The sequence below is a fragment of the Nitrosopumilus sp. K4 genome (genome assembly GCF_018128925.1).
Taxonomy (GTDB): Archaea; Thermoproteota; Nitrososphaeria; order Nitrososphaerales; family Nitrosopumilaceae; genus HKST03.
This window is the reverse complement of the sequence record NZ_CP067007.1, coordinates 266,809-288,931: the sequence shown is the minus strand read 5'-3', so window position 1 is coordinate 288,931 and position 22,123 is coordinate 266,809. Positions and strand designations below refer to the sequence as shown.

At 37.2% G+C, this 22,123-nt stretch carries 21 protein-coding genes and 2 pseudogenes; 14 read left to right on the top strand and 9 right to left on the bottom strand.

The annotated features are described in order from the left end of the window. Positions 1-23: 23 nt before the first annotated feature. Both NsoK4_RS01670 and NsoK4_RS10180 read left to right on the top strand, forming a co-directional pair. The gene (locus tag NsoK4_RS01670; RefSeq protein WP_211687670.1) at positions 24-974 is read left to right on the top strand and encodes a cell division protein FtsZ; all 951 of its coding nucleotides are present in this window, start codon (positions 24-26) and stop codon (positions 972-974) included. Positions 975-1,079: 105 nt separating this feature from the next. Then, positions 1,080-1,379, top strand: a pseudogene (locus NsoK4_RS10180) (pentapeptide repeat-containing protein); the annotation flags it as partial. Between the two features lie 113 nt (positions 1,380-1,492). Here the strand turns inward: NsoK4_RS10180 and NsoK4_RS10175 are convergent. From NsoK4_RS10175 to NsoK4_RS01650, 3 genes and pseudogenes are all read right to left on the bottom strand, one after another. Then, positions 1,493-1,675, bottom strand: a pseudogene (locus tag NsoK4_RS10175) (50S ribosomal protein L31); the annotation flags it as partial. Continuing rightward, positions 1,676-1,834 carry a 50S ribosomal protein L39e gene (locus tag NsoK4_RS01655; RefSeq protein WP_211687669.1) on the bottom strand — a complete coding sequence of 53 codons (159 nt, stop codon included), beginning with the start codon at positions 1,832-1,834 and terminating at the stop codon, positions 1,676-1,678. Positions 1,835-1,895: 61 nt separating this feature from the next. Next, positions 1,896-2,462 (bottom strand): CoA pyrophosphatase, encoded by a 567-nt coding sequence (locus NsoK4_RS01650; RefSeq protein ID WP_211687668.1) that lies wholly within the window; start codon positions 2,460-2,462, stop codon positions 1,896-1,898. A 76-nt stretch (positions 2,463-2,538) separates the two neighbouring features. Between NsoK4_RS01650 and NsoK4_RS01645 the strand changes: the two genes are divergently transcribed. Further along, entirely contained in the window at positions 2,539-3,288 is a 750-nt protein-coding gene (locus tag NsoK4_RS01645) for a methylenetetrahydrofolate reductase (RefSeq protein ID WP_211687667.1), read from the top strand. Here the strand turns inward: NsoK4_RS01645 and NsoK4_RS01640 are convergent. Both NsoK4_RS01640 and NsoK4_RS01635 read right to left on the bottom strand, forming a co-directional pair. Continuing rightward, positions 3,285-5,780, bottom strand: a complete 2,496-nt coding sequence (locus NsoK4_RS01640) for a dihydropteroate synthase (protein WP_211688786.1) — start codon at positions 5,778-5,780, stop codon at positions 3,285-3,287. The two genes, NsoK4_RS01645 and NsoK4_RS01640, sit on opposite strands and share 4 nt — an antisense overlap. A gap of 24 nt (positions 5,781-5,804) precedes the next feature. Then, positions 5,805-6,773: a homocysteine S-methyltransferase family protein gene (locus NsoK4_RS01635; RefSeq protein WP_211687666.1), complete on the bottom strand. Its 969-nt coding sequence runs from the start codon at positions 6,771-6,773 to the stop codon at positions 5,805-5,807. A 113-nt stretch (positions 6,774-6,886) separates the two neighbouring features. Between NsoK4_RS01635 and NsoK4_RS01630 the strand changes: the two genes are divergently transcribed. After that, positions 6,887-7,987 carry an MFS transporter gene (locus NsoK4_RS01630; RefSeq protein WP_211687665.1) on the top strand — a complete coding sequence of 367 codons (1,101 nt, stop codon included), beginning with the start codon at positions 6,887-6,889 and terminating at the stop codon, positions 7,985-7,987. 35 nt (positions 7,988-8,022) lie between these two features. Here the strand turns inward: NsoK4_RS01630 and NsoK4_RS01625 are convergent, their stop codons facing one another. The 4 genes from NsoK4_RS01625 to NsoK4_RS01610 form a co-directional block, all read right to left on the bottom strand. Continuing rightward, the gene (locus tag NsoK4_RS01625) at positions 8,023-11,322 is read right to left on the bottom strand and encodes a multicopper oxidase domain-containing protein (RefSeq protein WP_249111092.1); all 3,300 of its coding nucleotides are present in this window, start codon (positions 11,320-11,322) and stop codon (positions 8,023-8,025) included. A gap of 124 nt (positions 11,323-11,446) precedes the next feature. After that, positions 11,447-12,205 carry an ABC transporter permease gene (locus NsoK4_RS01620; protein ID WP_211687664.1) on the bottom strand — a complete coding sequence of 253 codons (759 nt, stop codon included), beginning with the start codon at positions 12,203-12,205 and terminating at the stop codon, positions 11,447-11,449. A 7-nt stretch (positions 12,206-12,212) separates the two neighbouring features. Further along, on the bottom strand, positions 12,213-12,971 hold the full coding sequence (locus NsoK4_RS01615) for an ABC transporter ATP-binding protein (protein ID WP_211687663.1): 759 nt from the start codon (positions 12,969-12,971) through the stop codon (positions 12,213-12,215). Beyond that, a complete protein-coding gene (locus NsoK4_RS01610) occupies positions 12,964-13,998 on the bottom strand; it encodes an ABC transporter substrate-binding protein (RefSeq protein ID WP_211687662.1) in 1,035 nt (344 codons plus the stop codon). Before NsoK4_RS01610 ends, NsoK4_RS01615 begins: the two co-directional genes overlap by 8 nt. Positions 13,999-14,123: 125 nt before the next feature. On the opposite strand from NsoK4_RS01610, the gene NsoK4_RS01605 reads away from it, so the two are divergent. From NsoK4_RS01605 to lysX (NsoK4_RS01565), 10 genes are all read left to right on the top strand, one after another. Beyond that, on the top strand, positions 14,124-15,323 hold the full coding sequence (locus tag NsoK4_RS01605; protein ID WP_211687661.1) for an argininosuccinate synthase: 1,200 nt from the start codon (positions 14,124-14,126) through the stop codon (positions 15,321-15,323). After that, positions 15,320-15,487, top strand: coding sequence for an alpha-aminoadipate/glutamate carrier protein LysW (lysW/argW, locus tag NsoK4_RS01600; protein WP_211687660.1), 168 nt, complete (start codon positions 15,320-15,322; stop codon positions 15,485-15,487). Before NsoK4_RS01605 ends, lysW/argW (NsoK4_RS01600) begins: the two co-directional genes overlap by 4 nt. Then, positions 15,487-16,344, top strand: coding sequence for a lysine biosynthesis protein LysX (lysX, locus tag NsoK4_RS01595; RefSeq protein ID WP_211687659.1), 858 nt, complete (start codon positions 15,487-15,489; stop codon positions 16,342-16,344). Before lysW/argW (NsoK4_RS01600) ends, lysX (NsoK4_RS01595) begins: the two co-directional genes overlap by 1 nt. A 28-nt stretch (positions 16,345-16,372) precedes the next feature. After that, positions 16,373-17,419: an N-acetyl-gamma-glutamyl-phosphate reductase gene (gene argC, locus NsoK4_RS01590; RefSeq protein WP_211687658.1), complete on the top strand. Its 1,047-nt coding sequence runs from the start codon at positions 16,373-16,375 to the stop codon at positions 17,417-17,419. 2 nt (positions 17,420-17,421) lie between these two features. Next, a complete protein-coding gene (locus tag NsoK4_RS01585; RefSeq protein WP_211687657.1) occupies positions 17,422-18,225 on the top strand; it encodes a [LysW]-aminoadipate/[LysW]-glutamate kinase in 804 nt (267 codons plus the stop codon). Continuing rightward, positions 18,218-19,399: an aspartate aminotransferase family protein gene (locus NsoK4_RS01580; protein WP_211687656.1), complete on the top strand. Its 1,182-nt coding sequence runs from the start codon at positions 18,218-18,220 to the stop codon at positions 19,397-19,399. Before NsoK4_RS01585 ends, NsoK4_RS01580 begins: the two co-directional genes overlap by 8 nt. Beyond that, complete coding sequence (gene lysM / locus NsoK4_RS01575) at positions 19,386-19,805, top strand: HTH-type transcriptional regulator LysM (RefSeq protein ID WP_211687655.1); 420 nt, start codon at positions 19,386-19,388, stop codon at positions 19,803-19,805. The genes NsoK4_RS01580 and lysM overlap by 14 nt, the downstream gene beginning before the upstream one ends. Positions 19,806-19,922: 117 nt before the next feature. Next, positions 19,923-21,089 (top strand): LeuA family protein, encoded by a 1,167-nt coding sequence (locus NsoK4_RS01570; protein ID WP_211687654.1) that lies wholly within the window; start codon positions 19,923-19,925, stop codon positions 21,087-21,089. Between the two features lie 22 nt (positions 21,090-21,111). Next, the gene (gene lysW/argW, locus NsoK4_RS10165; protein WP_012215677.1) at positions 21,112-21,279 is read left to right on the top strand and encodes an alpha-aminoadipate/glutamate carrier protein LysW; all 168 of its coding nucleotides are present in this window, start codon (positions 21,112-21,114) and stop codon (positions 21,277-21,279) included. Beyond that, complete coding sequence (gene lysX, locus NsoK4_RS01565; RefSeq protein ID WP_211687653.1) at positions 21,276-22,121, top strand: lysine biosynthesis protein LysX; 846 nt, start codon at positions 21,276-21,278, stop codon at positions 22,119-22,121. Before lysW/argW (NsoK4_RS10165) ends, lysX (NsoK4_RS01565) begins: the two co-directional genes overlap by 4 nt. The last annotated feature ends 2 nt before the right edge of the window (positions 22,122-22,123 follow it).

Genomic DNA, 22,123 nt, shown 5'->3' with positions numbered 1-22,123 from the left:
CAAATCTGAGAATAAGACTTGAAATGAGTTTTCAAGTCAAAGAACCGATCTTAATTGTAGGTTTGGGCGGCGTAGGCTCAAGACTGGCAGTTCAGGCCAAAGAAACCCTAAACTCAGAGTGTCTAATTATCAGCAATGATCAGACAGACTTTGTCCAAGACTGTTCATCAATCAAAGTGTCAACAGATTCAGTGATTAACCCTTCAGTTCAATTAATCAGAGGCTCAGCATACAATGCAGCTGATGAGATTAAAGCAAAGATTGCAAACTATTCAACAGTAATTCTAATGACAAACATGGCCGGCAAAGCAGGTTCAGCCATATCACCAGTAGTTTCAGAGATTTGTAAAGAATCAGACAAAGGGTTGATTTCCTTTGCAATCATGCCTTTCAAGTATGAAAAAGACAGAATTTTCAACTCTGGTATTTCATTAAAAAGAATCAGGGAAGATTCCCACTGCACCATAGTTTTAGATAATGATTCACTTCTTGAAAGCAATCCAGATTTGAGCCCAAAACAATGCTATGGGATTGCAAACAGTGCCATAATGCACGTAGTTAAATCTCTAAACACATCTGGAATTGCAGCAGAAACCAGTGTTTTATCCACAAGTAAAGACGGTCAAAATATTGAGGAATCACTCAGAGACTCATTAAAGATGCTATATGAAAATGCACCACCAAATTCTGTAAAGCGTTCAATGCTTTATGTTGTAGGAGGAGAAAACATCCCAGTAGGGGTTCTTAGTTCAATTACAAATCTAACTAGCAGTGTAATTAATGAAGAATCACAAATGAATATGAGTTCAAACACATCAGAGGAATCCAAAGTCGTAATGCTATCTTCAATTCAAGGAATGACAAAGTTTGATAGATATGATCCACTTGGAATGATTCCAAAAGAAGATACATTAGATTGGTCAACTCCTGATTGCAGTATTGATTGCAAATTAGATTTGTATCAATTAGAGTAAAAAACTATTTTTTTAAAATTTTAAATTTTTTAGAACAGTAAGGTTTCTTATTCTTTCTTTGGTGCTTCTTTAGCTGGTTCTTCTTTCTTTGGTGCTTCTTTAGCTGGTTCTTCTTTCTTTGGTGCTTCTTTAGCTGGTTCTTCTTTCTTTGGTGCTTCTTTAGTTGGTTCTTCTTTCTTTGGTGCTTCTTTAGTTGGTTCTTCTTTCTTTGGTGCTTCTTTAGCTGGTTCTTCTTTCTTTGGTGCTTCTTTAGTTGGTTCTTCTTTCTTTGGTGCTTCTTTAGTTGGTTCTTCTTTCTTTGGTGCTTCTTTAGTTGGTTCTTCTTTCTTTGGTGCTTCTTTAGCTGGTTCTTCTTTCTTTGGTGCTTCTTTAGCTGGTTCCTCTACTTTATCTTCAATTTTTTGAGTCTCTTGCTTTGGAGAAACCTTAGTTTCAGTTTCTTCTTCCTCATATGGAGAAACAAGAACATATCCTTCGTCAGTCTTACTCATTCGTACTCTAATTTTTCTTGGAGGACTTCTAACTCCTTTTGACCAAATTTGATGAGCTAAATCTTCTTCAATTTTGATATCTTCAACTTTCATGTGATGACGAGCAAATTCTTTAATCATATTAATTGCTCGGACTGCTCTGTGTTGACTTTGTGAAAGCAATACCTTCCCCAAATTGATAGTATACACTCTCTCTAATTCTTGAGACATCTATCCTACCTCCACATCTGTTGATCTCCAAGCTCTACGTTTTGGATTGGTTCTTACAGTTCTTTTTGTCTTAAGAATAACCCATGCCGGTACTGGTGAGGTCTGTCTGGTCTTCTTCAGTAGACGGATCTTTCTTGGAGATGACTTACGTGCAGCCATAAGTTTTCAGGCACGAAGAGCTCTTTTTAAATGAATCTCAATATCGGGGCAAAGAGAGCCTTCATTTTATTTCTAAAATATTGTTTTTTGAAAAAATTTCGAAAATTTGTTTTAGCATTCTAGCTGATGCACCCCAAATCAAATGCCCTTCAAAAGTGAAAGTATACATTTCTTGGATAGATTGATGGGCAGGATCCTTATCCTCAGACATTGTTCTGAGCAGAGGCAGTAATGGCATACTCAAAATACTTTCAACTTCAACATTGTCTTTCAATCTAGGAAGTCTCTTTACAACTGCAACAAAGGGATAGATAGTAAATTTAGAATTCAAAGTTGTAACAGGTTCTAATTGTCCTACAACATGCTCCTCTCTAATACTTAGATTAATTTCTTCTCTTGTCTCCCTCAGGGCAGTATCTAGCAAGTCTTTATCTCCTGGATCATGTTTTCCACCAGGAAACGCAATTTCACCAGCGTGTATTTTTAGAATCTCTGATTTTTTTGTCATTAACACATTTGGTTCTCCACCATAAATTACGATCAGCACTGATGCAATTCGATTTTTTTCATCTGTTGGGAATAATTGGAATTCGGAAGACAATACAGAAGAGATTTTTTCAAGAAGCATTATTTTTATAAAATAAATTATTGTTATTGAATTTAATCATTCAAAGGTTTTAACTAAGTTAATTTGGAGATTCTTTATGTCCATAATTTACGAGGTTAATCCACCTAAAATCCCAACAGGGTTGGATGAATCAAGTAAAGAAGTTAATGAATCATTGGAAAAATTACAGCAAAGAGTGTCCTCCATCAGTACATTATGTGATGGCATTCACATTACAGATTCAGTTTTAGGTACCAAAAGAGTTTCAGCGCTAACTACAGGAGAAATTCTCAAGAACAATCACCCTCATCTAAAAATCACAATTAGCTTACGAGTCAGGGATAGAGACATGGATGAGATAAAAGACATCGTAAGAAAATCAATTGGTTTAGGATTAGACGGAATACTGGTACTAATGGGTGATCCATCAAAAACCAACCCTTACGAATCAGGATTGGTTCCAAGTCAAGTTGTAAAAGAGTTAAACAAAGAGTTTGCAGAGAAAATTGATTTTTTCTTATCACTGCCAAGTAATCCAAATTTTGAAAAAATTCAAAAAAAGATTGCAGCGGTGCCTATAGGATTCATTACTCAGGTGATTCACTCATCAAAACAAGTAGAGAGAATTTCTGAAAAACTCAGACTGCAGGGATTTAGAATAATGCCTTGTATTTTATTGCCTTCGGAGAAGAATGAAAATTCAGCAAAATTTTTGAAACTGGACTGGTCTGAATACAAAAAAGACCCTGCAAGTTTTATCAAGCAAATCCATCAAATAGCAGGAGATGTATTAATTACATCACCAAGTGATTTTACATTTGCTAAAGAAACATTAGAAAAAATCTAGAGCACAAAATACTCCGCTTTTGGATGATGTACAACTATTGCAGCAGTAGATTGTTCTGGAATAATTTGTCCAGATTCAGTAAGAGTCATTCCAGATTTCTCAGGCTCCAATAGTTTCCACACAAGATGATGTTGACCTACATCAGGACAGCTTGGAAAGCCCCAGCTATATCTTAATCCACCAGCATCAAGTTTTAATTCTGATTTTATTCTTCTGTTTGTCCACTCTGCAAGCGCTTCAGCAACTTCCACAGCTAGCCCATGCAAATAATACGCATCAGTGTATTTGTCTTCCTTATTCCACTTTTCAATAATTTCTGCAACTTTGTTTCCCACAGTAACTGATTGAAATGCAACTACATCGTCTTTACCAAAATAATCTGTCAAACATAGATGATGAGCTTTTGTGGAGCGAGGAAAATCAAATTCAATTAGGTCACCAGTTCTATTTTCTACTACAAGTTTTCCGTTTTTATTGTGGCATTTGAAGTATCCATATACAATTTCAGGCTCAAAGAGTTTTTCACGAATTATTCTAATCTTCCACTCATTTAGCAGTATTTCATGATCAGCCTCAGATTCCGAACCTGCTTTACCTCTCAAACCCCAAGACAATTTGAAAAGAGATTTTTTGTCAATCATTTCCCAAACTTCATCCATTTTGATTTGATTGGATCTCAATCTAATAGGTTCACCCAACGAAGTGGCAAGAGGAGGTGTAACTGGCTTTACATCACTTTTTGGAAGATTTGCGGTATCTATTTGTGGTGCAGATTTTTCTTTCCAGTTTTCTAGTTTTTCTTTCCATTGAGACAATAGTTTTGGCTTGTCTGAAATCAATGCATCCATTGTCTTTAATCCTTCAAACATAGTATTGCAATAAAACACACCAGACTCATAGATTCCACCTTCTTTGGCAATGCGGTTGATGTAATTACTATTGATGGCAGCCCCACCACACAAAATAGGAATACTCAAATTATTTTTTCTAGCATGCTCTACAAAGAACTGCATCTGTTTTGATGTAGATACCAATAGTGCAGACAAGCCTATTGCGTCAGGATGTACTTCATCGATTTTATCAAGAAACTTCTGCAATGGGACCTGTTTTCCTAAATCATAGACTGTGTAGCCATTATTTTGAAAAATTGTCTTTACCAGATTCTTTCCAATATCATGGACATCCCCATAAACGGTTCCAAGAACGAGTTTTCCTTTACTAGAGCCCTCTTCTTTTACAAGGTATTTTTCAAGCCCACCTACTGCAGCTTTCATACACTCAGCAGATTTTAAGACAAAAGGAAGAATCAATTCTCCAGAACCAAACTTGTCTCCAACTTCTTTCATTGCAGGAAGAAGATCTTCGTTTAGAGTTCTAATTGCACCATCATGAGTTACTTCTGGAGGTGCATTTAGTGACAACACACCGTCAGTTTCAACAATTATTTCTTTTTTGTTTATTTTTTCTGCAATTGATTCTACAACATCATTTTGAATCCCATCTTTGAGTCGATTTACAATTCTAAAGTTTGCTCTTTTTCCAGGAGGCCATGAAGGGTCAACATCAACTTTTTTAGTTTCAGTCGTGCCCTGAGGTCCAGCTTTTTCAAAGTATGAGATAAGTTCAGAGAGAGCGTTTGGATGGGAGTTGAAAATAAGATCTTCTGCAAGTTTTCGTTCCTTTTCATCTATTTCCCCATATGGGATAATCTCTTTTGCATTAACAATTGCAGCGTCCAATCCAGATTTTACTGCATGATACAAAAACACAGAGTTGAGAACTTTTCTAGCATATGGAACAAGACCAAAACTAATGTTACTTAGTCCTAACGTGGTAAAGGAATTTGGAAATTTTTCTTTTACCAATCTAATTCCTTCAAGAGTGTTTTTGCCAGCATCAAGGAATTCATCCTCACCTGTAGCAAGAGTAAATGTTAGAACATCAAAAATAAACTGTTCAATTTTTAATCCATATTTTTTTCCAGTTTCATAAAGTAATTCAGCAGTTTCTAATTTTTCCTGAGGGGTTTTTGCCATTCCTTTTGGTCCAATACACAATGCAATTGCAGGTAATCCATATTTTGCCATCAAAGGTGCAAGTTTTTCAAATCTACTCCCATCACCTTCCAAGTTGATAGAGTTTATGATTGGTTTTCCTGGAATTTGTTTTACTGCAGCCTCAATAACATCAGGATCTGTAGAGTCAATTACAAGAGGAGCATCAATTTCAAGACTTAGTCGTTTTACAAGATTTAACATGAATTCTTTTTCATCAGAACGTTCAGTTGTTGCAACGCAGACATCAAGACAATGGGCCCCATCTTCAACTTGAGTTCTAGCTAAATCTACTAAACCATCATAATCATCATCTAAAACTAATTTCTTGGCTTTTCTAGAACCTTGAGTATTAATTCTCTCTCCAATAATCAGAGGAGCTGGAAGTTGTTTTAGTTCAACTGCCTTTAATGCAGAGCTTACTCTAGGAATAGTCAATGTCATAAAATATCCAGAGTTTTTCTAAATACTTAACCCTCGAGAGTTGTCTTTTTCGTCAATTACTTTGCGTAGGGCTGCTATGTGTTGTGGGTTTGTTCCGCAACAGCCACCAATAATTCGAACTTTTTTGTATTGATTAAGAAAATCACGTAATGCATCACCCATTTTTTCAGGAGTCATCTTGTAAACTGCTTGACCACCTTCATTTTCAGGCATTCCGGCATTTGGGACTACCAAAAGGTTATGCTCATTTTGCTCATCAAGCCATCTTACACTTGGGGTCATCTCAATAGGACCAGTAGAACAATTCAATCCAAAAACATCAATTCCCATATCAGATACTGTTGTATATGCAGCCTGGATGTTTGTCCCAAGAAGCATTTTTCCATATTGGTCAAGAGTAGTGTTTGCAATGATAGGAACTTTTTTTCCAGTTTTTTTCATTGCATCATGACATGCTTCAATAACTAACTTTACTTCTAAAATATCCTGACTTGTTTCAATTAGTAAGGCATCAACACCACCAAGGATCAGTCCTTCTGCTTGCAGTTCAAATGCTTCTTTGATTTCATCTAGAGGTTTTTGTCCCAAATCAGGATCATTGGAGCTTGGAAGGAATCCAGAGGGCCCCATAGAACCAATCACATATCGTGGCTTGTCAGAGTATTCTGATGTAACATCAACTGCAATCTGTGCAATTTTTTTGTTAAACTCTACTGTTTGATCCCCAAACCCATATTCATCTAATTTGATTTTGTTTGAGCCAAAAGAATTTGTCTCAATACAATCGGCACCTGCATCAAGGTAATTTCTGTGAATTTGTTTTATCCATTCAGGATGTGTCAAAACAAGACCATCGTTAAATCCGTCTTGATTATTTGGAAAGTCTTCTGGTTTTGGGTTATTTTTTTGAATTTCAGTTCCCATTGCTCCATCGAAAAGCAAAACACGGTTTTTGAGAGCATCTAAGAAGGGTTCTTTTTGAGTCAATTAATTTTTGAAGATGTCTTAGGCAGTTTAACTCTTTTGAGAAAGATCACAATTTCAACCAGATTGATTAAACGTATATTGAAATTAGGTTAGGCCCAATCTTAGGTACATTTATGCAAAAATTACAAGTAAACAACCTAGTTCGTAGTGCCACCTTTTTTCAACATGCAGGAATTTCCATAGTATTTGTTTTCATGCCCATTATTGCAAAAGGAGTAACAGATTCTATTTTTGAAATTGGATTGATTGTTGCGTCATTTAGCTTTGCGCAGATCTTATCTGAAATCTATTTTGGAAGGCACTCAGATAAGAAAGGAACTAGGCTCAAATTCATCAGAATAGGGTTCATTGGATGTGCAGTTACTTTTGGTCTACATTATTTTGCAGATGATATAGGATTGTTGTTTCTTGCAAGAATCGGTGCAGGAATTGCAAGCGGGATCATGATTCCTGCAATGATAGCATATGCATATGAGGCAAACGTAGAGAAGAAGAGAGCAGCAACAGTAATCTCATTTCATGCCTTAGGATGGCTTGCAGGAATTGCAGCGGCTGGTTTTGCAAACGATTTGAAATTAATATTCTTAATTAGTGCAGCATCTTTTGCTATAGGGTTTTTGTTCACTTTGAAGATGCCAAATCCAGAACAAGAAAAAGAATTAGGCGTAGGAACAACAAAAAAAGTCATTACAAAAAACAAATTTCTTTTCATGTCTTTGCTTCTAAGACACATTGGTGCAACGTCTGTTTGGACGATTCTTCCAATAATGCTAATGGAACAGATGGGTGCTGAGCTTTACCAGGTTTCAATTGTTTATGTTGCAAATACACTAACGGCATTTGTCCTGATGAATTTAATGGCAGTTCGAATAAACATATCAAATGTCACAAAATTCAAAATAGGCATAGGGTGTACTGCATTTGTTTTTGTAGGATTGTCATTTATTTCTGAGTGGTGGATGGCAATGCCATTTATGTCACTTGTTGGAGGAACTTGGGCATTTTTGTTTATTGGAGGAAATTTCCATTTGATGGAAAACAATCCACGTTCCACATCTACTGGGATCTTTAGTTCAACTATTTCAATTGCAACAGTAGTAGGCCCAGTTATTGCAGGAGGAATTGCATTTGCATTTGACTATGTTGCAGTAATGTACTTTGCAATTGCAGTTATTGTATGTGCGTTTGTAGTATCACTAAAGATTAGAAAATAAAAAAAGAAAAAAGAGATTTGTTGTTATACTAATGTCTAATCCAAAGGATCTTGTTGTTCTTCAGTCAGACTCTTGACATAATCCTTGATTTCTTTACCACAAGGACCATTTCCTTTGCCTGGCTTGTCACACACATCTACAGTATTTTGAATCCAGCCCTCATAGACATTTGGAATTGCAAGAACACCTTGTCCTCCAAATCCATCATATCCTATGATACTGTCATCATTTTCTGCATCTCTGTCTGCAAGAAGAATTCTTCCAGCAATCTCAGGGCCATCTTCACCTTCAGGATCAACTATTGTCATGACATTTGAGAATTTGCTAGATACATATGCATAGTATCCGCCACCTTCTTTTGCACCCCATTGTACACCATGGCATCCAGGATCACAAGGCAAGATTGCCTCAATAGTTCCAGGTGTCGAAGTGACATCAATGACTGCAACCTTGCCACCAAGTGTCAAAGCTGTAACCATCCATTTGTCATCTGGGCTGATTGGTGTTTGAATTGGAAGGCCTAACAATCCATGTTCTGCTACCAAACCTGCATCAAGGAAATTTATTCCACCAACAATTGAACCATCTGATGGATCAATTGCAGTCATAGAGTTTCCTAAGAAGTCTGCAGTGTAGAAGATAGATTCATCACCTTTCATACCAGTTGCAATTGGTCCAAAGAGTACACCTGAATTATCTGCAGTGTTGGAGTCAAGATCAAGAATTGATGCTTTTAGTCCAACAAAGTCAGGCGTGACAATGTATTGACCAGAACTGCTTACCCAATGACCATGAGGATGGGAACGGAAACCAGTTGAAAGTTGTCTTGTCATTTCATATGTGACAGGGTCAAATTCATTTACGGTTTCTTCGCCATTTACTGCGATGTAAATTTTATCAGTTGCAGGAGATGTCATGACATGTGATGGAGATTGACCAGTGAACACTTCTTTGATTAGTTCACCGCTTTCCCTATCAATAATTGCCATTTCATTTCCAAACCATTCAGTCTGATAAACTACTTCGTTCTTTGTATCAGTCCACATGTTGTGTGGGTGGTTCAAGTTGATGTCTGGAAGTGCAATCTTTCGTTCGATATTCCATTTGTCTGTGTCAATAACAGTGATTGTTCCAGGTTTGTCATATGGAGTGCCATCATGATTCTTGTTGACAGTTCTCTCAAATTGAGTATTTACCCAAACCTCACCAATTCCATCTGTGCTTGGATTAGATATTTCTGGGTTTGGTGCATCGAAAACGCCAACTGCAAGACCAGTAATAGTTGCAGGAGTTCCCAAAGTAGAGTTTGTCAATCCAAGAGCAACAGCTGCAGCATTTGTAGTAGCATCATCATATGCTAATCCAGCAACAAGATCTTCAGTATTCGTTGTAACCAATACTGGAGGCAAGCTAACATTCCAAGTTGGTTCTTGGTAGTCTCGCCAGTTGTTTGGATCAGTTATGACATAGAATGTTGTGAGAAGAGTTTTTGCCAAATCATGAGTAGGTGGAATAGTTGTTGGGAATGTAGTTCCTGCATCACCAAATCCAATATCACTTCCAGTTCTTGTTAGAACTGTAAGATCATCAGAGAGATCCAATAGTGGGAAATCCAAGTCAGGGTTTCCAAACAATTGGAGATGTGTTTCAGGATCATCTACAATTACTGCACTGAACATGTAAGGATGTATCTTACAAACAAAGACGTACAATCCTGGAGTATCAAGTCCTGCAGGAACACCAGCTTTGTCAGTCAACAAAGTAGATCCTCTTATTCCCAATTGATGATCAAAGTGACTCATGTCAGTTTCAAGGACAGAATCAGCAGCAGAAAGAATTCCATTTCCACCTAAACGTTCAGCATCTGTTGGATAGATCAATGTGGTGATTGTATGTTTTGTTTGTGAATCTTTCATTCCAAACAGAACTGTTTCACCAGGATTTATCACAGCCAATGAACGTCCCTGTGAATTAGAGAAATCAGTACCACCATGAGCAGGACTTGCTTCTAAGGCATCACTGATGTATGAAAGTGGGAATCCAGTTCCATTTCTTGCATCAATCAAACCTAAAGAAGCAAGAGTGTTATCTAATTCATCAGCTACACCTGCATCAAGTGTTTTCATCCAGAGACCTGGTTCGTCACTTAGAGTAAAGGTGGCGCCAATTACAGGTAGATCGTCATCCTGAAATTCAGGCAAGACAGTCATCATACCAGACATTCCTTGTTTCATATGGTCAGTTACATGACAATGATACATCCAACCTTCTGGATCATCATGAGTGCTGTCTGCTGCCACATTGTCACTAGCCTTTATGACAAAAGTGTGACGTTGTAATGGAGAAATCTCCTTTACATCAATGACATCTTCAGATGTAGCAGTTTCATGAATATCTTCAGTCCATCTATGACCATGGAGGTGGAATGCATGTACTTCATCACCTAAACCAAGGACGTGAATTCTGTAGATTCCACCCTCAGAGGTAACAAGATTAGGATTTGTCCATAATGCTGTTTCTCGAATTCCACTTTCACCATCATAATCAGTTGTAGAATAGTCAATTTCATTTCCATAGAAAATACTTCTTCCTAATGTTTCAGAAGATACCATCCATAGAACAAATTCTTTTTCGATGTCTTCTACACCAACTGATTGAATTGCTCCAGTGTTATCGTCAACAAGGCCATTTACTTCACCATCAGCTGGATTGATAATTACAGTTCCAAATAGACCAAGTTCTTCAGCACCAACTTCGTTGATAGAGAACATATGATCATGGTATGGCCATGCACCTGCAGTTCCTGGTGCAGCAACCCAATTGTATTCAATTGTATCACCACATGTAGCTCCTGAACTTTCTGCCATATTCACTCTAGAATATGTTGCATCATCATGGATATCATAATGTACACCATGTACATGAATTCCTAACATAGAAGTTTCAGAAAAAGTAGGAACGCCTAGAGGGTGTGAAGGACCGTCAACAAAGTTGGTATCACATGCATTGTTGATCAAAGTGACATTTGCTTCATCTCCTTCGGTCATAATTATAGTTGGACCAGGGATTGAGGGTTTGCCTGAATACTGAGTACCAACTAAATCATCACCACCATCAATGTTGTATGAGACCATTCTGTATGCATACATTCCATCAGGCATTGCCACTGCTTCCATCACTATGTTATGGATTGTGTGTTCATCAGCCTGTGCTTCAAATGGAAGTTGAGTATCGATAGATGTTGTTTGTGTTGTGTTAAAGTCAACTGCAAAAACAGATGTTAATGCAATTGAAAGTATAACAGTTGTTAGTAACGTTATTTGTGTTCGTTTCAAGTTATTGGTACAAATCTAAAACATGGGAAATTTAAGTAATTCTGAAATTCATACAAAAATATGATGATCGCAATATTACATCAGAATAACATAAACTTATATGATTATCACTAAGGTGAAGTTCTTATCTTAGGCCCCAGCGAGACATTACCTTGTCTTCAAGCCTCTTGAAGATGACACCATCAATTACTACGCCAATAATCATAATCACCAACATGATCGCAATTACTTGAGACACGTCATTTAGCTGACGTCCAACATTAAGCAAAAACCCCAGTCCTAGGAATGAAAATAGCAATTCAGCACCTATTACACCCCTCCATGCAAAGGCCCATCCTTGCTTAAAACCTGTAATCATGTATGGAAATGCTGCAGGAATCAAAACAGCAGTTACCAGTTGAGTTCCCTTTGCACCCATATTTCGAGCAGCCTCCACAAAATGAGGATTGATGTTTTTGACACCGGTGTATGTATTGATGGTTACTGCAAATATTGCACCAATGGCAGTTACAAAGATAATTCCAGCATCAGTTAACCCAAACCAAAGAATCCCAAGTGGAACCCAAGCTACAGATGGAATTGACTGCAAACCCAAAACCAAAGAACCAATCGTCTGATTAACAATTTCAACTCTTGCCATAAAGATTCCAAGTACAACACCACCACCAATTGCAATTGCAAGACCAACTAGCAATCTCAAAACACTTGTTCCAATTCCAAAGAACAAACTTCCATCAGCTGCAGTGTAAACTAAATCCTCTCCAACCTCATATGGAGACGGAAAGATGTTGTTTGGCCATACATTAGACATTGAAACAAGTTGCCATACAACTACAATGATAAGATAAAATGTAATTTTCTTTAAGAAAATATTTTTCTTCATAATATCACTAACTCTTTTTTACCTCTGGTCGTAGCTCTGAGAGAATCTCTTGTTGTAATGGCAAAAGGTTTTCATCTTCTGCAAGTCGTGGTCTTTTGTAATCAACAGGAATTAGTTTTTTTATCGATGAAGGCCTGTTGCTAAATACTGCAACCTTGGTTCCAAGAACAGCAGCTTCTGCAACATTGTGTGTTACAAACAAGATTGTTTTCTTTGTTTTTTCCCAAATTAGTTGCATTTCAACTAAAAGTAAATCTCTTGTCTGTGCATCAAGGGCAGCAAAAGGTTCATCCATCAACAACACATCAGGATCCATCACAAGTGCTCTGGCTATAGCTACTCTTTGCTTCATTCCAGTTGAAAGTTGGTAAGTATATGAATCGGCAAATTTTGTAAGCTGCATCATGTCAAGATACCTCTTTGAGATTTGTGCTCTCTCATCTTTTGGAATTCCAGCCATCTTTAGACCAAATTCAACATTATCTTGTACCTTAAGCCATGGAAACAAGGCACCTTCCTGAAATACCATTATTCTTTCAGGACCAGTAGCGGTAACAGGCTTACCATCAAACAAAATTTGTCCACCATCAGGGCTTTCAAGGCCAGCCACAATTCTCAAAAAAGTAGATTTTCCACATCCTGATGGACCTACAAGGCAGACAAATTCACCGTCTTCGATTTGCAAATTAATACCACCAAGTGCTTTTAGATTATGGCTGTCATGCTTGAAGTATTTCACAATGTCTTTTGCCTCTAATTTAGCCATGTGTTGTCAAAACCTCCTGTGTCAAGGCATTTGAATTTATGTCAAGAAATATGCCATTTAGTTCATATCCATTTCTTCCAAGATATCCTAAAGCATCTGCTCTTTGTGCAATAGTTGCAATCGAATCTTTAACAGGATCAGATGTGATTTCTAAATTAGACAGTGACTCGTCAATTACAGCATCAGATAAGGATTGTCCCATTGTGTTTTTCATGAATTGATTAAAGATAATTCTAGTCTCCTGAGGATTTTCATTTATCCATTTGATTGATTGTTTATGAGATTCAATCCAGTTTCGTATAACTTGTTGGTTTTCTTCAATGTATTCTGCACGTCCAATCAACAACACGGACGCAAATTTCTTTTCAGGCCAAAGATCTTCCTCAAAGAAGAGTCTTTTTCCTTCAAGTTCTAAAACAAGAATGGATGCCCAAGGTTCTGGAACCCATGCTGCATCAATCTCACCTTTTGTAAATAGTGTGTAAATGTCAGGATTAGGTATATTCAACACAACTACCGAACCTCCTTTTTCAGCAGGTTTTAGTCCGTTTTCAGAGAGAAAAGTTCTCAAGGAAATGTCTTGTGTGTTTCCGATTTGAGGTGCTGCAATTCTTTTTCCTTCAAAGTCTCCGGCAGAATTTATTTCAGAGTTTGGATGAACAACAAAACTTGCACCACCGCTTGCAGCACCTGACAAAATCTTTACACTCTTATTTTCAGATTTTAAAAATCCATTGATTGCAGGTCCAGGGCCAACATAAGCAATATCAATAGAACCTGCAAATAATGATTCAATTACCTGAGGCCCACTATCAAATAACTTTGATTCAATTTTTGTTTCGCCCAGACTATTTTCAAAGATCCCTTTTTCCATTCCAATGATTGGAATCGCATGTCCGATGTTTGGAAAATATGCGACCCTAATCTTGTTTTCATGCGTGTTTTCGGCAGAATCAACGACAATTCCAGTTATGGATATGACGACAATTACCACAATTCCAGCCAAAATTGCAGATCCAATTTTCATAAAACAGCGTTATATTGGCAGCTTAAATAATCACCGAATTTTAGCTCAAGCTAGTCAGAAAATTTTTACAGTTTTTCAGGCTATCACAAAAGATAAATTCCAAAATACGACCCAAATTGTGTTTTATGACTCAAAAAGGAATTCTTGCATTCTCTGGCGGATTAGACACATCAGTTGTTGTAAAGTATCTACAAGAAGAGCATGACATGGATGTTATCACAGTAACAGTAGATGTTGGGCAAGGAGATGATCACAAAAAAATTGCAGCCAAAGCAAAAAAGCTCGGAGTAAAAAAGCATTACAATGTTGATGCAAGAAAAGAATTTGTCAAAGACTACATCTTCCCATCAATTAAAGCAAATGCACTATATCAAAAAAAATATTGTCTTGCTACTGCACTTGCAAGACCATTAATTGCTGAAAAAGTTTTAGAGATTGCAAAAAAAGAAAAAGTTACATCATTAGCTCATGGATGTTCAGGTAAAGGAAATGATCAAGTAAGGTTTGACATTACATTACGTTCAGGGTCTAACTTACCAATCATTGCTCCAATACGTGACAAAAACCTAGACAGGGTTACAGAATTAAAGTTTGCAAAAAAACATGGAATCGAAATTGATAATGTTGCAAAAAGATTCAGTATTGATCAAAACTTGTGGGGTCGTGCAATAGAAGGAGGTGTTCTAGAAGATCCTTACAACGAACCACCAGATGATGCATTCATTTGGGTTAAAACAAAAAATCTTCCAGAAAAACCAACATACATTGAGATAAAATTTGAGAGAGGCATACCAATAGAAGTTGATGGAAAAAAACTAGAACCAGTAAAATTAATCGAGTATCTTAACAAAAAAGCAGGAAATGCAGGAGTAGGAATTGTTGATCATATAGAAGACAGAGTAGTTGGAATAAAATCTCGCGAAGTTTATGAGACCCCAGCTGCAACATGCCTAATTGAGGCCCATACGGATTTAGAAAAAATGGTTCATACAAAACACCAAAACAAGTTCAAATCAATTATCGATGATGAATGGTCATATTTGGTGTATTCTGGGTTATGGCAAGATCCACTAAAACAAAATCTTGATGGGTTTATCGAAAATTCACAAAATGCAGTTTCAGGAACAGTAAAACTCAAGCTGTACAAAGGAAGCATAAGGGTAGTTGGAAGAAAATCAAAGAATTCTCTGTACAGTCATGAAATTGCCACGTATGGTACTGAATCCACATTTGATCAGAGATTAGCCAAAGGATTTGTCGAATTGTGGGGAATTCAGACAACAGAAGCTAATAAATTACAAAAGAAGAGGTCATCAAAAACATGAACTGCCCAGAATGTGACGCAACACTAAACATCCCAGACGATGCCTCAGTGGGAGAAATCATCTCCTGTCCTGATTGTGGTGCTGACTTTGAAATCGCAAAGAAAGACGGATCAAATGTTGAGCTAAAACAAGCAGAAAGCGTAGGCGAAGACTGGGGAGAGTAATGTCAAAAGTTTGTATCGTGTTTGACCGCTTACGAGCGGAAGAAAAGATGCTCCAAAAGGAGGCATCAGATCTTGGACATGATGCAGTTATGCTAGATGCAAAGATCACTCAAGTCAACACAGACAGTAAAAGAACAGACTATGACTTTGGGGATGTTGTTTTAGAAAGATGTGTCAGCTATTTCAGAGGTCTTCATTTTACTTCATGTTTAGAATTCATGGATGTTCCAGTTCTCAACAAATTCGATGTTGCAAGTTTATGCGGAAATAAAATGTTCATGACTTTGTTACTAAAAAAACACAATGTTCCAACACCTAAAACATATTTTTCATTTTCAAGTCAAAGTGCTGCAGAAAATATTGAAGAAGTTGGATATCCACTTGTAATAAAGCCAGTAATTGGAAGTTGGGGACGAGGAGTTATGCCTCTAAAAGACAGAGATACAGTTGATGCAGTATTTGAGATAAGAGAGATTACCGACAGCCCTCATGACAGAATTTACTATCTTCAAGAAATGATTCAAAGACCACCAAGAGACATCAGAGTAATTACAGTAGGGGACAGACCAATTGCTGCAATGTACAGAAAGTCAAGTGGAGGTTTTAAGACAAACATTGCATTAGGAGCAGATCCAGAGCTTTGTGAGATCACAAAAGAGATGGAAGATATGGCAGTAAAGGCATCAAAAGCAATGGGTGGTGGAATATTAGGAGTAGACATGATGGAAGATGAGAAAAACGGTCTTGTTGTTCACGAAGTAAACAATACTGTAGAATTCAAGGGATTAGCTAGAGTTGCAACCCAGAATATACCAAAAGAAATGGTAGAATTTGCCCTAAACTACGTTAGGAAATAAATTATACTCCTTTACGAGGAGATTTATCATGAAAGTAGGTGTTGTAGGAGCATCAGGTTATGTTGGTGGAGAAACACTCCGTCTATTAGTAAATCATCCAGATGTAGAGATCTCAATGGTTACATCAAGGCAACATGTTGGAGAGTATCTTCACAGAGTTCAACCAAGTTTGAAGGGTTTTACAGATCTGACATTTTCTGAACTAGATTATGATAAAATTTCTGACAAATGTGATCTAGTATTTACTGCAGTTCCACACGGAACAGCAACTGAAATCGTAAAAGCATTGTATGATAGAGGAATCAAAATTATCGATTTGAGTGCAGATTATAGATTACATAATCCAGAAGATTATGGGAAATGGTATGGATGGGAACACCCACATCCAGATTATCTTTCAAAATCAGTATTTGGAGTGCCAGAACTTCACAGAGAGCAAATCAAAAACGCACAACTAGTTTCATGTCCAGGATGCATGGCAGTGACATCAATGCTTGCACTTGCACCATTAATCAGAAATGATCTAATTGATACAGATCACATAGTTGTTGATTCAAAGATTGGTTCATCAGGAGCTGGTTCAGGTTCAGGAACAGCACATGCAATGAGAGCAGGTGTCATTCGACCATACAAACCAGCAAAGCACAGACATACCGGTGAGATCGAACAAGAATTAAGCGAAATTGCAGGAAGAAAGATTCGCGTATCAATGAGTCCACATGCAGTAGATGTAGTTCGTGGAATTTTATGTACAAACCACACATTCATGAAAAAAGACATAGAAGAAAAAGAATTGTGGAAATTGTATCGCCAAGCTTATGGTGAAGAAAGATTTGTAAGATTAATTCGTGACAAGAAAGGTCTTTACAAGTTCCCAGATCCAAAATTCCTAGTAGGTTCAAACTTTTGTGATATTGGTTTTGATCTTGATGAGGACAATCACAGATTGATTGCAATCTCTGCATCAGATAACCTAATGAAAGGTGCAGCTGGTTCGGCCATTCAAAACATGAATGTAATGTGTGGCTTTGATGAAATGGATGGTCTAAGATACACCCCACTTACACCAGTATAGAAATGATCACAATCAAAATCGGTGGAAGTGTAGTAGACAATTTACATCCATCAATAATTTCAGATATCAAAAAAGTTGCAGAGACGGAAGGATTGATTCTTGTTCATGGAGGAGGAAAAGAAGTTACCAAAGTATGTGAACAATTAGGGAAAGAACCAAAGTTTGTCACATCACCAAGTGGAATAAAGAGTAGATACACTGACAAAGAAACTGCAGAGATTTTTACAATGGTGATGTCAGGACGAATAAACAAAACGATTGTTCAGATGCTTCAGAAAAATGGAATTAATGCAATAGGGTTATCAGGAGTAGATGCCAAAGTCATTCAGGCAGATAGAAAAAAGAAATTACTAATTGTTAACGAAAAAGGCCGAAAGCAGGCAATAGATGGTGGATATACAGGTAAAATAACCAATGTTAATGCGAGTTTCATCAAATCACTACTTGACCAAGGACTTGTTCCAGTAATATCACCAATTGCAATTAGCGAAGAATCAGATTTCCTCAATGTTGACGGAGATAGAGCCGCAGCTTATGTAGCAGGAAAGGTAGGAACAGATAAGGTTCTATTCATCACAAATGTCGATGGCTTGCTTATGGATGACAAACTTGTTCCAAAACTTACTTTGGCAGAAGCAAAAGAAATTAGGCCAAAGATAGGTCCAGGCATGGAGAAAAAAATTCTAGCTTCGACTGAGGCACTAGACATGGGAGTAAAAGAAGCGCTAATTGCAAACGGCAAAAAAGAAAACCCTATATCATCAGCAATTGCTCACGATAACTGTACTGTGATTGAGCATGAGTGAAGATCAATTTATGGGAAGTCTGTACCAAAGATTTCCAGTAACAATTGAAAAAGGAGAAGGGGCACATGTATGGGACATTAATGGAAAAGAATACATTGATTGTATGGGCGGTTATGGCGTTGCACTTGTTGGACACCAAAACCAAAGAGTAAACACTGCAATCAAAGAACAAATCAACAAAATAATTACAGTTCACAGTTCATTGTACAACAAAACAAGAGAAGAGTTTCTTAAAAAATTGATGGGTCTTGCACCAAAAGGACTGACACAAGTTCATCTCAACAACAGCGGTGCAGAGGCAGTTGAAGCTGCAATGAAATTTGCAAGGAAATTCACAGGAAAGAAAGGAATGGTTGCAATGAAAGGGTCATATCATGGAAAATCATTTGGGGCATTATCACTAACATTTAATCCAAAATACAAAAAAGCATTTGCACCACTTGTAGAAAAAGTATCTTATGCATCATTTGGAGATATCAATGATCTTCGCTCAGTAGTAGATGAAGACACTGCGTTTATAATTTTAGAACCAATTCAAGGAGAAAGTGGAATTAATGTTGCACCAGATGGATTCTTGCAAGATGTAAGAAAACTATGTGATGAAAAAGGAATTTTGCTAATATTTGACGAAATTCAAGCAGGATTAGGGAGAACAGGACGATTATGGGCATGTGATCATTGGAATACTGCTCCAGATATTTTGTGTCTTGCAAAAGGTATTGCAGGCGGAGTTCCAATGGGAGCTACACTTGTGAGAGAAGATATTTTATCTGCAATGAGCAAGGGAGAACATTCTTCAACATTTGGAGGAAATCCATTATCATGTGCTGCAGGAATTGCAGCACTTACTGCAATTACTGAAGATGGATTAATTGAAAACTCCGAGAAAATGGGAAAGGTTTTCAGAGAAGGGCTTGAGCAGTTAAAAGAAAAGCACACCATCATCAGAGAGATCAGGGGCAAGGGATTGATGATAGGAGTTGAGTTGAAATTCGAAGTACGAAATATACTCATGAACCTAATAAAAGAAGGTGTATTGATGTTGTATTCGGGAAGAAACATTCTAAGAATTTTGCCACCACTTGTAATTACCGAAGAAGACATAGCAAAAGTTTTACAAACTCTAGATACAGTACTAACCAAAGAGGAAGAAAATCTGAATGTTCAAGGATAAAGTTGATGAGAAGATTATAGAATATCTAAAGGAGGATTCTAGAGAATCTTTTGTAGATATTGGAAAAAAACTAAAGCTTTCTGAATCAGCTGTTAGGCGAAGAGTAAAGCAATTAGTAGATAATGGAACAATTAAAAGATTTACACTTGAATTAGGAGAAGAAAATGCAACAAGTGCAATTGTACTAGTTTCTGTAGATTCTGCAACAGACACGTCTAAAGTTTCAACCAAACTCAAAAATCTAGATGGCGTAAAAACAGTATACGAAATTACTGGCCAATACGACATTACAACAATCATTAGCGCATCAAATATTTCAGAGATAAACAATAGCATCGATGCCTTGAGAAAAATTCCAGGTGTGATTGACACAAACACTGTCATTATTTTAAGAAAAGTAGTCTAAAACGACTTTCGTGCATTTACAAAACGATACGAACTAAGTTAGGATCACTTTTAACAAAATCAAACGAACTTAGTACGAATATCTTTATATTCTCAAATAAGGCTAGCGATTTCTATAATGAAAGATCCGAATCACTATGCAAACTTGTACAATGCATATGAAAAGAATCCAAAAAAGATCAGAGTGTTAGACAGCACCCTAAGAGAAGGTGAGCAACACCCAGGTGTTTCATTTACAAACAAACAAAGAATCCAAATTGCATGGATGTTAGATTATTTTGGAGTAGACCAAATTGAAATTTCTCCTGTCGTATCAAATGATCATAAAGAAGCAACAAAGACAATCATCAAGCAAGGTTTGAAGGCAGACATTGTTGCACATGGTAGAGCACTCAAAGAAGACATCGATATTTCACTTAGTTGTGATGCAAAATGGTGTGCTGCTTATCTAGGAATTTCAGATATTCATCTAAAAGACAAATTAAGAATTTCAAGAGAGGAGGCAATGAACAGAGCTGTTGAAACAGTAGAATATGCAAAATCCCATGGATTAAAAATTAGATTCACAGTAGAAGATGGAAGCAGGGCAGAGCCTGAATTCTTACTCAAAATGTGTAAGGCAATTGAAGATGCAGGGGTTGACAGAATTAGCCTACCTGACACTGTAGGAATTATGCGTCCTATTGGCATGTACAATTTTGTTAAAAAAGTAAGAGAGGTGGTAGATGTTCCACTTGATGCACATGTTCACAATGACATAGGACTTGCAGTAGCAAATGCATTTTCTGCATGTGATGCAGGGGTAGATCAAATTCATACAACAATTGACGGCATTGGTGAAAGAACAGGAATTCCACCACTTGCAGAAGTTGCAGTTGCATTAACGTACTTGTACAAATCACCAAATGATTTTAGACTAGATATGCTTCTAGATCTCTCAAGATTGATTGAAGAATATACTTCAATCAAGCCATATGACTCAAAACCCATCGTAGGTTCATCAGCATACAAACACAAGGCAGGAACTCACCTTGCAGCAATTCTTAGAAATCCCGCAGCATATGAGCCAATTCCACCTCGTGCAGTAGGAAATAGAAGAAGAATCGTATTTGGAGAATTAGCAGGAAAAACAGGGGCTGCCTATCTAATGTCCCTTTTAGGACTAGAAAAAGACGATGAACATGCAAAAGCAGTAGCTGCAGGACTAAAAGGTCTCAGAATGGGAGATCTAATCGAAATCCCATTAGAGGACAGACTTGAAAAAAAGATAATTAATGACAAATAAGGAAGGAATGTGAGGAAAAAATATGTCAAAATGTGAAGAATGTGATGCAGATATCTCGATTCCAAGCGATGCATTGGAAGGGGAAATCGTAACATGTCCGGAATGTGGCGCAAGTTTTGAATTAGCAAAAGGTTCAGACGGTTTCGATCTTAAGCCTGCCCAAACGGTTGGCGAGGATTGGGGACAGTGAGCCCAGACGTTACAATTCTTTACGATACCATCCGTTGGGAAGAAAAAGCTCTCTTAGAAGCTGGAAAGAAAAAAAATATCAACATTCAGATGGTAGATTGTAAGAAATTAGCTATAGATTTAGAAAAAAAGCCAGATGATTACGGAGTAGTGATTCAAAGATGCGTAAGCTATTACAGAAACTTGCATTCTACAGCTGCACTTGAAGGATTAGGTGTCAAAGTAATCAATTGTCTCAATACAGGAGTTTTTGCAGGAAACAAACTTTTCACCCATATGCTTTTGAAAAAAGCAGGAGTACCAACACCAGATGCAACAGTTGCATTTTCAAAAGATGCAGCTCTTCAAGCACTTGAAACACAAGGATTTCCCAAAGTAATCAAACCAACTGTTGGAAGTTGGGGAAGGTTAATTTCAAAATTAAATGATAAAGATTCTGCAGAAGGGGTTATCGAAAGTAGAGAAACCATGTATCCCATTTACCAAATTCATTATCTAGAAGAATTTGTAAAACGCCCACCAAGAGATATCAGGGCAATTATGGTGGGAGATAAAATTGTTGCAGCAATCTATAGAACATCAGGTAATGGAAATTGGAAGACAAACATGGCATTGGGAGGCGTTGCAGAAGAATGCAAAGTAACACCAGAGATGGAAGAAATGTGTATTAAGGCAAAAAATGCAGTTTATGGAGATATAGTAGGTGTAGATTTGATGGAAAGTGATGATAAAGGACTAGTAGTTCATGAAGTTAACAATACAACGGAATACAAAAACACAGTAAGAGTCTGTGGGGTTGACATTCCATCTCTAATGCTAGATTACGCAATAAAATCAAAGTAAGA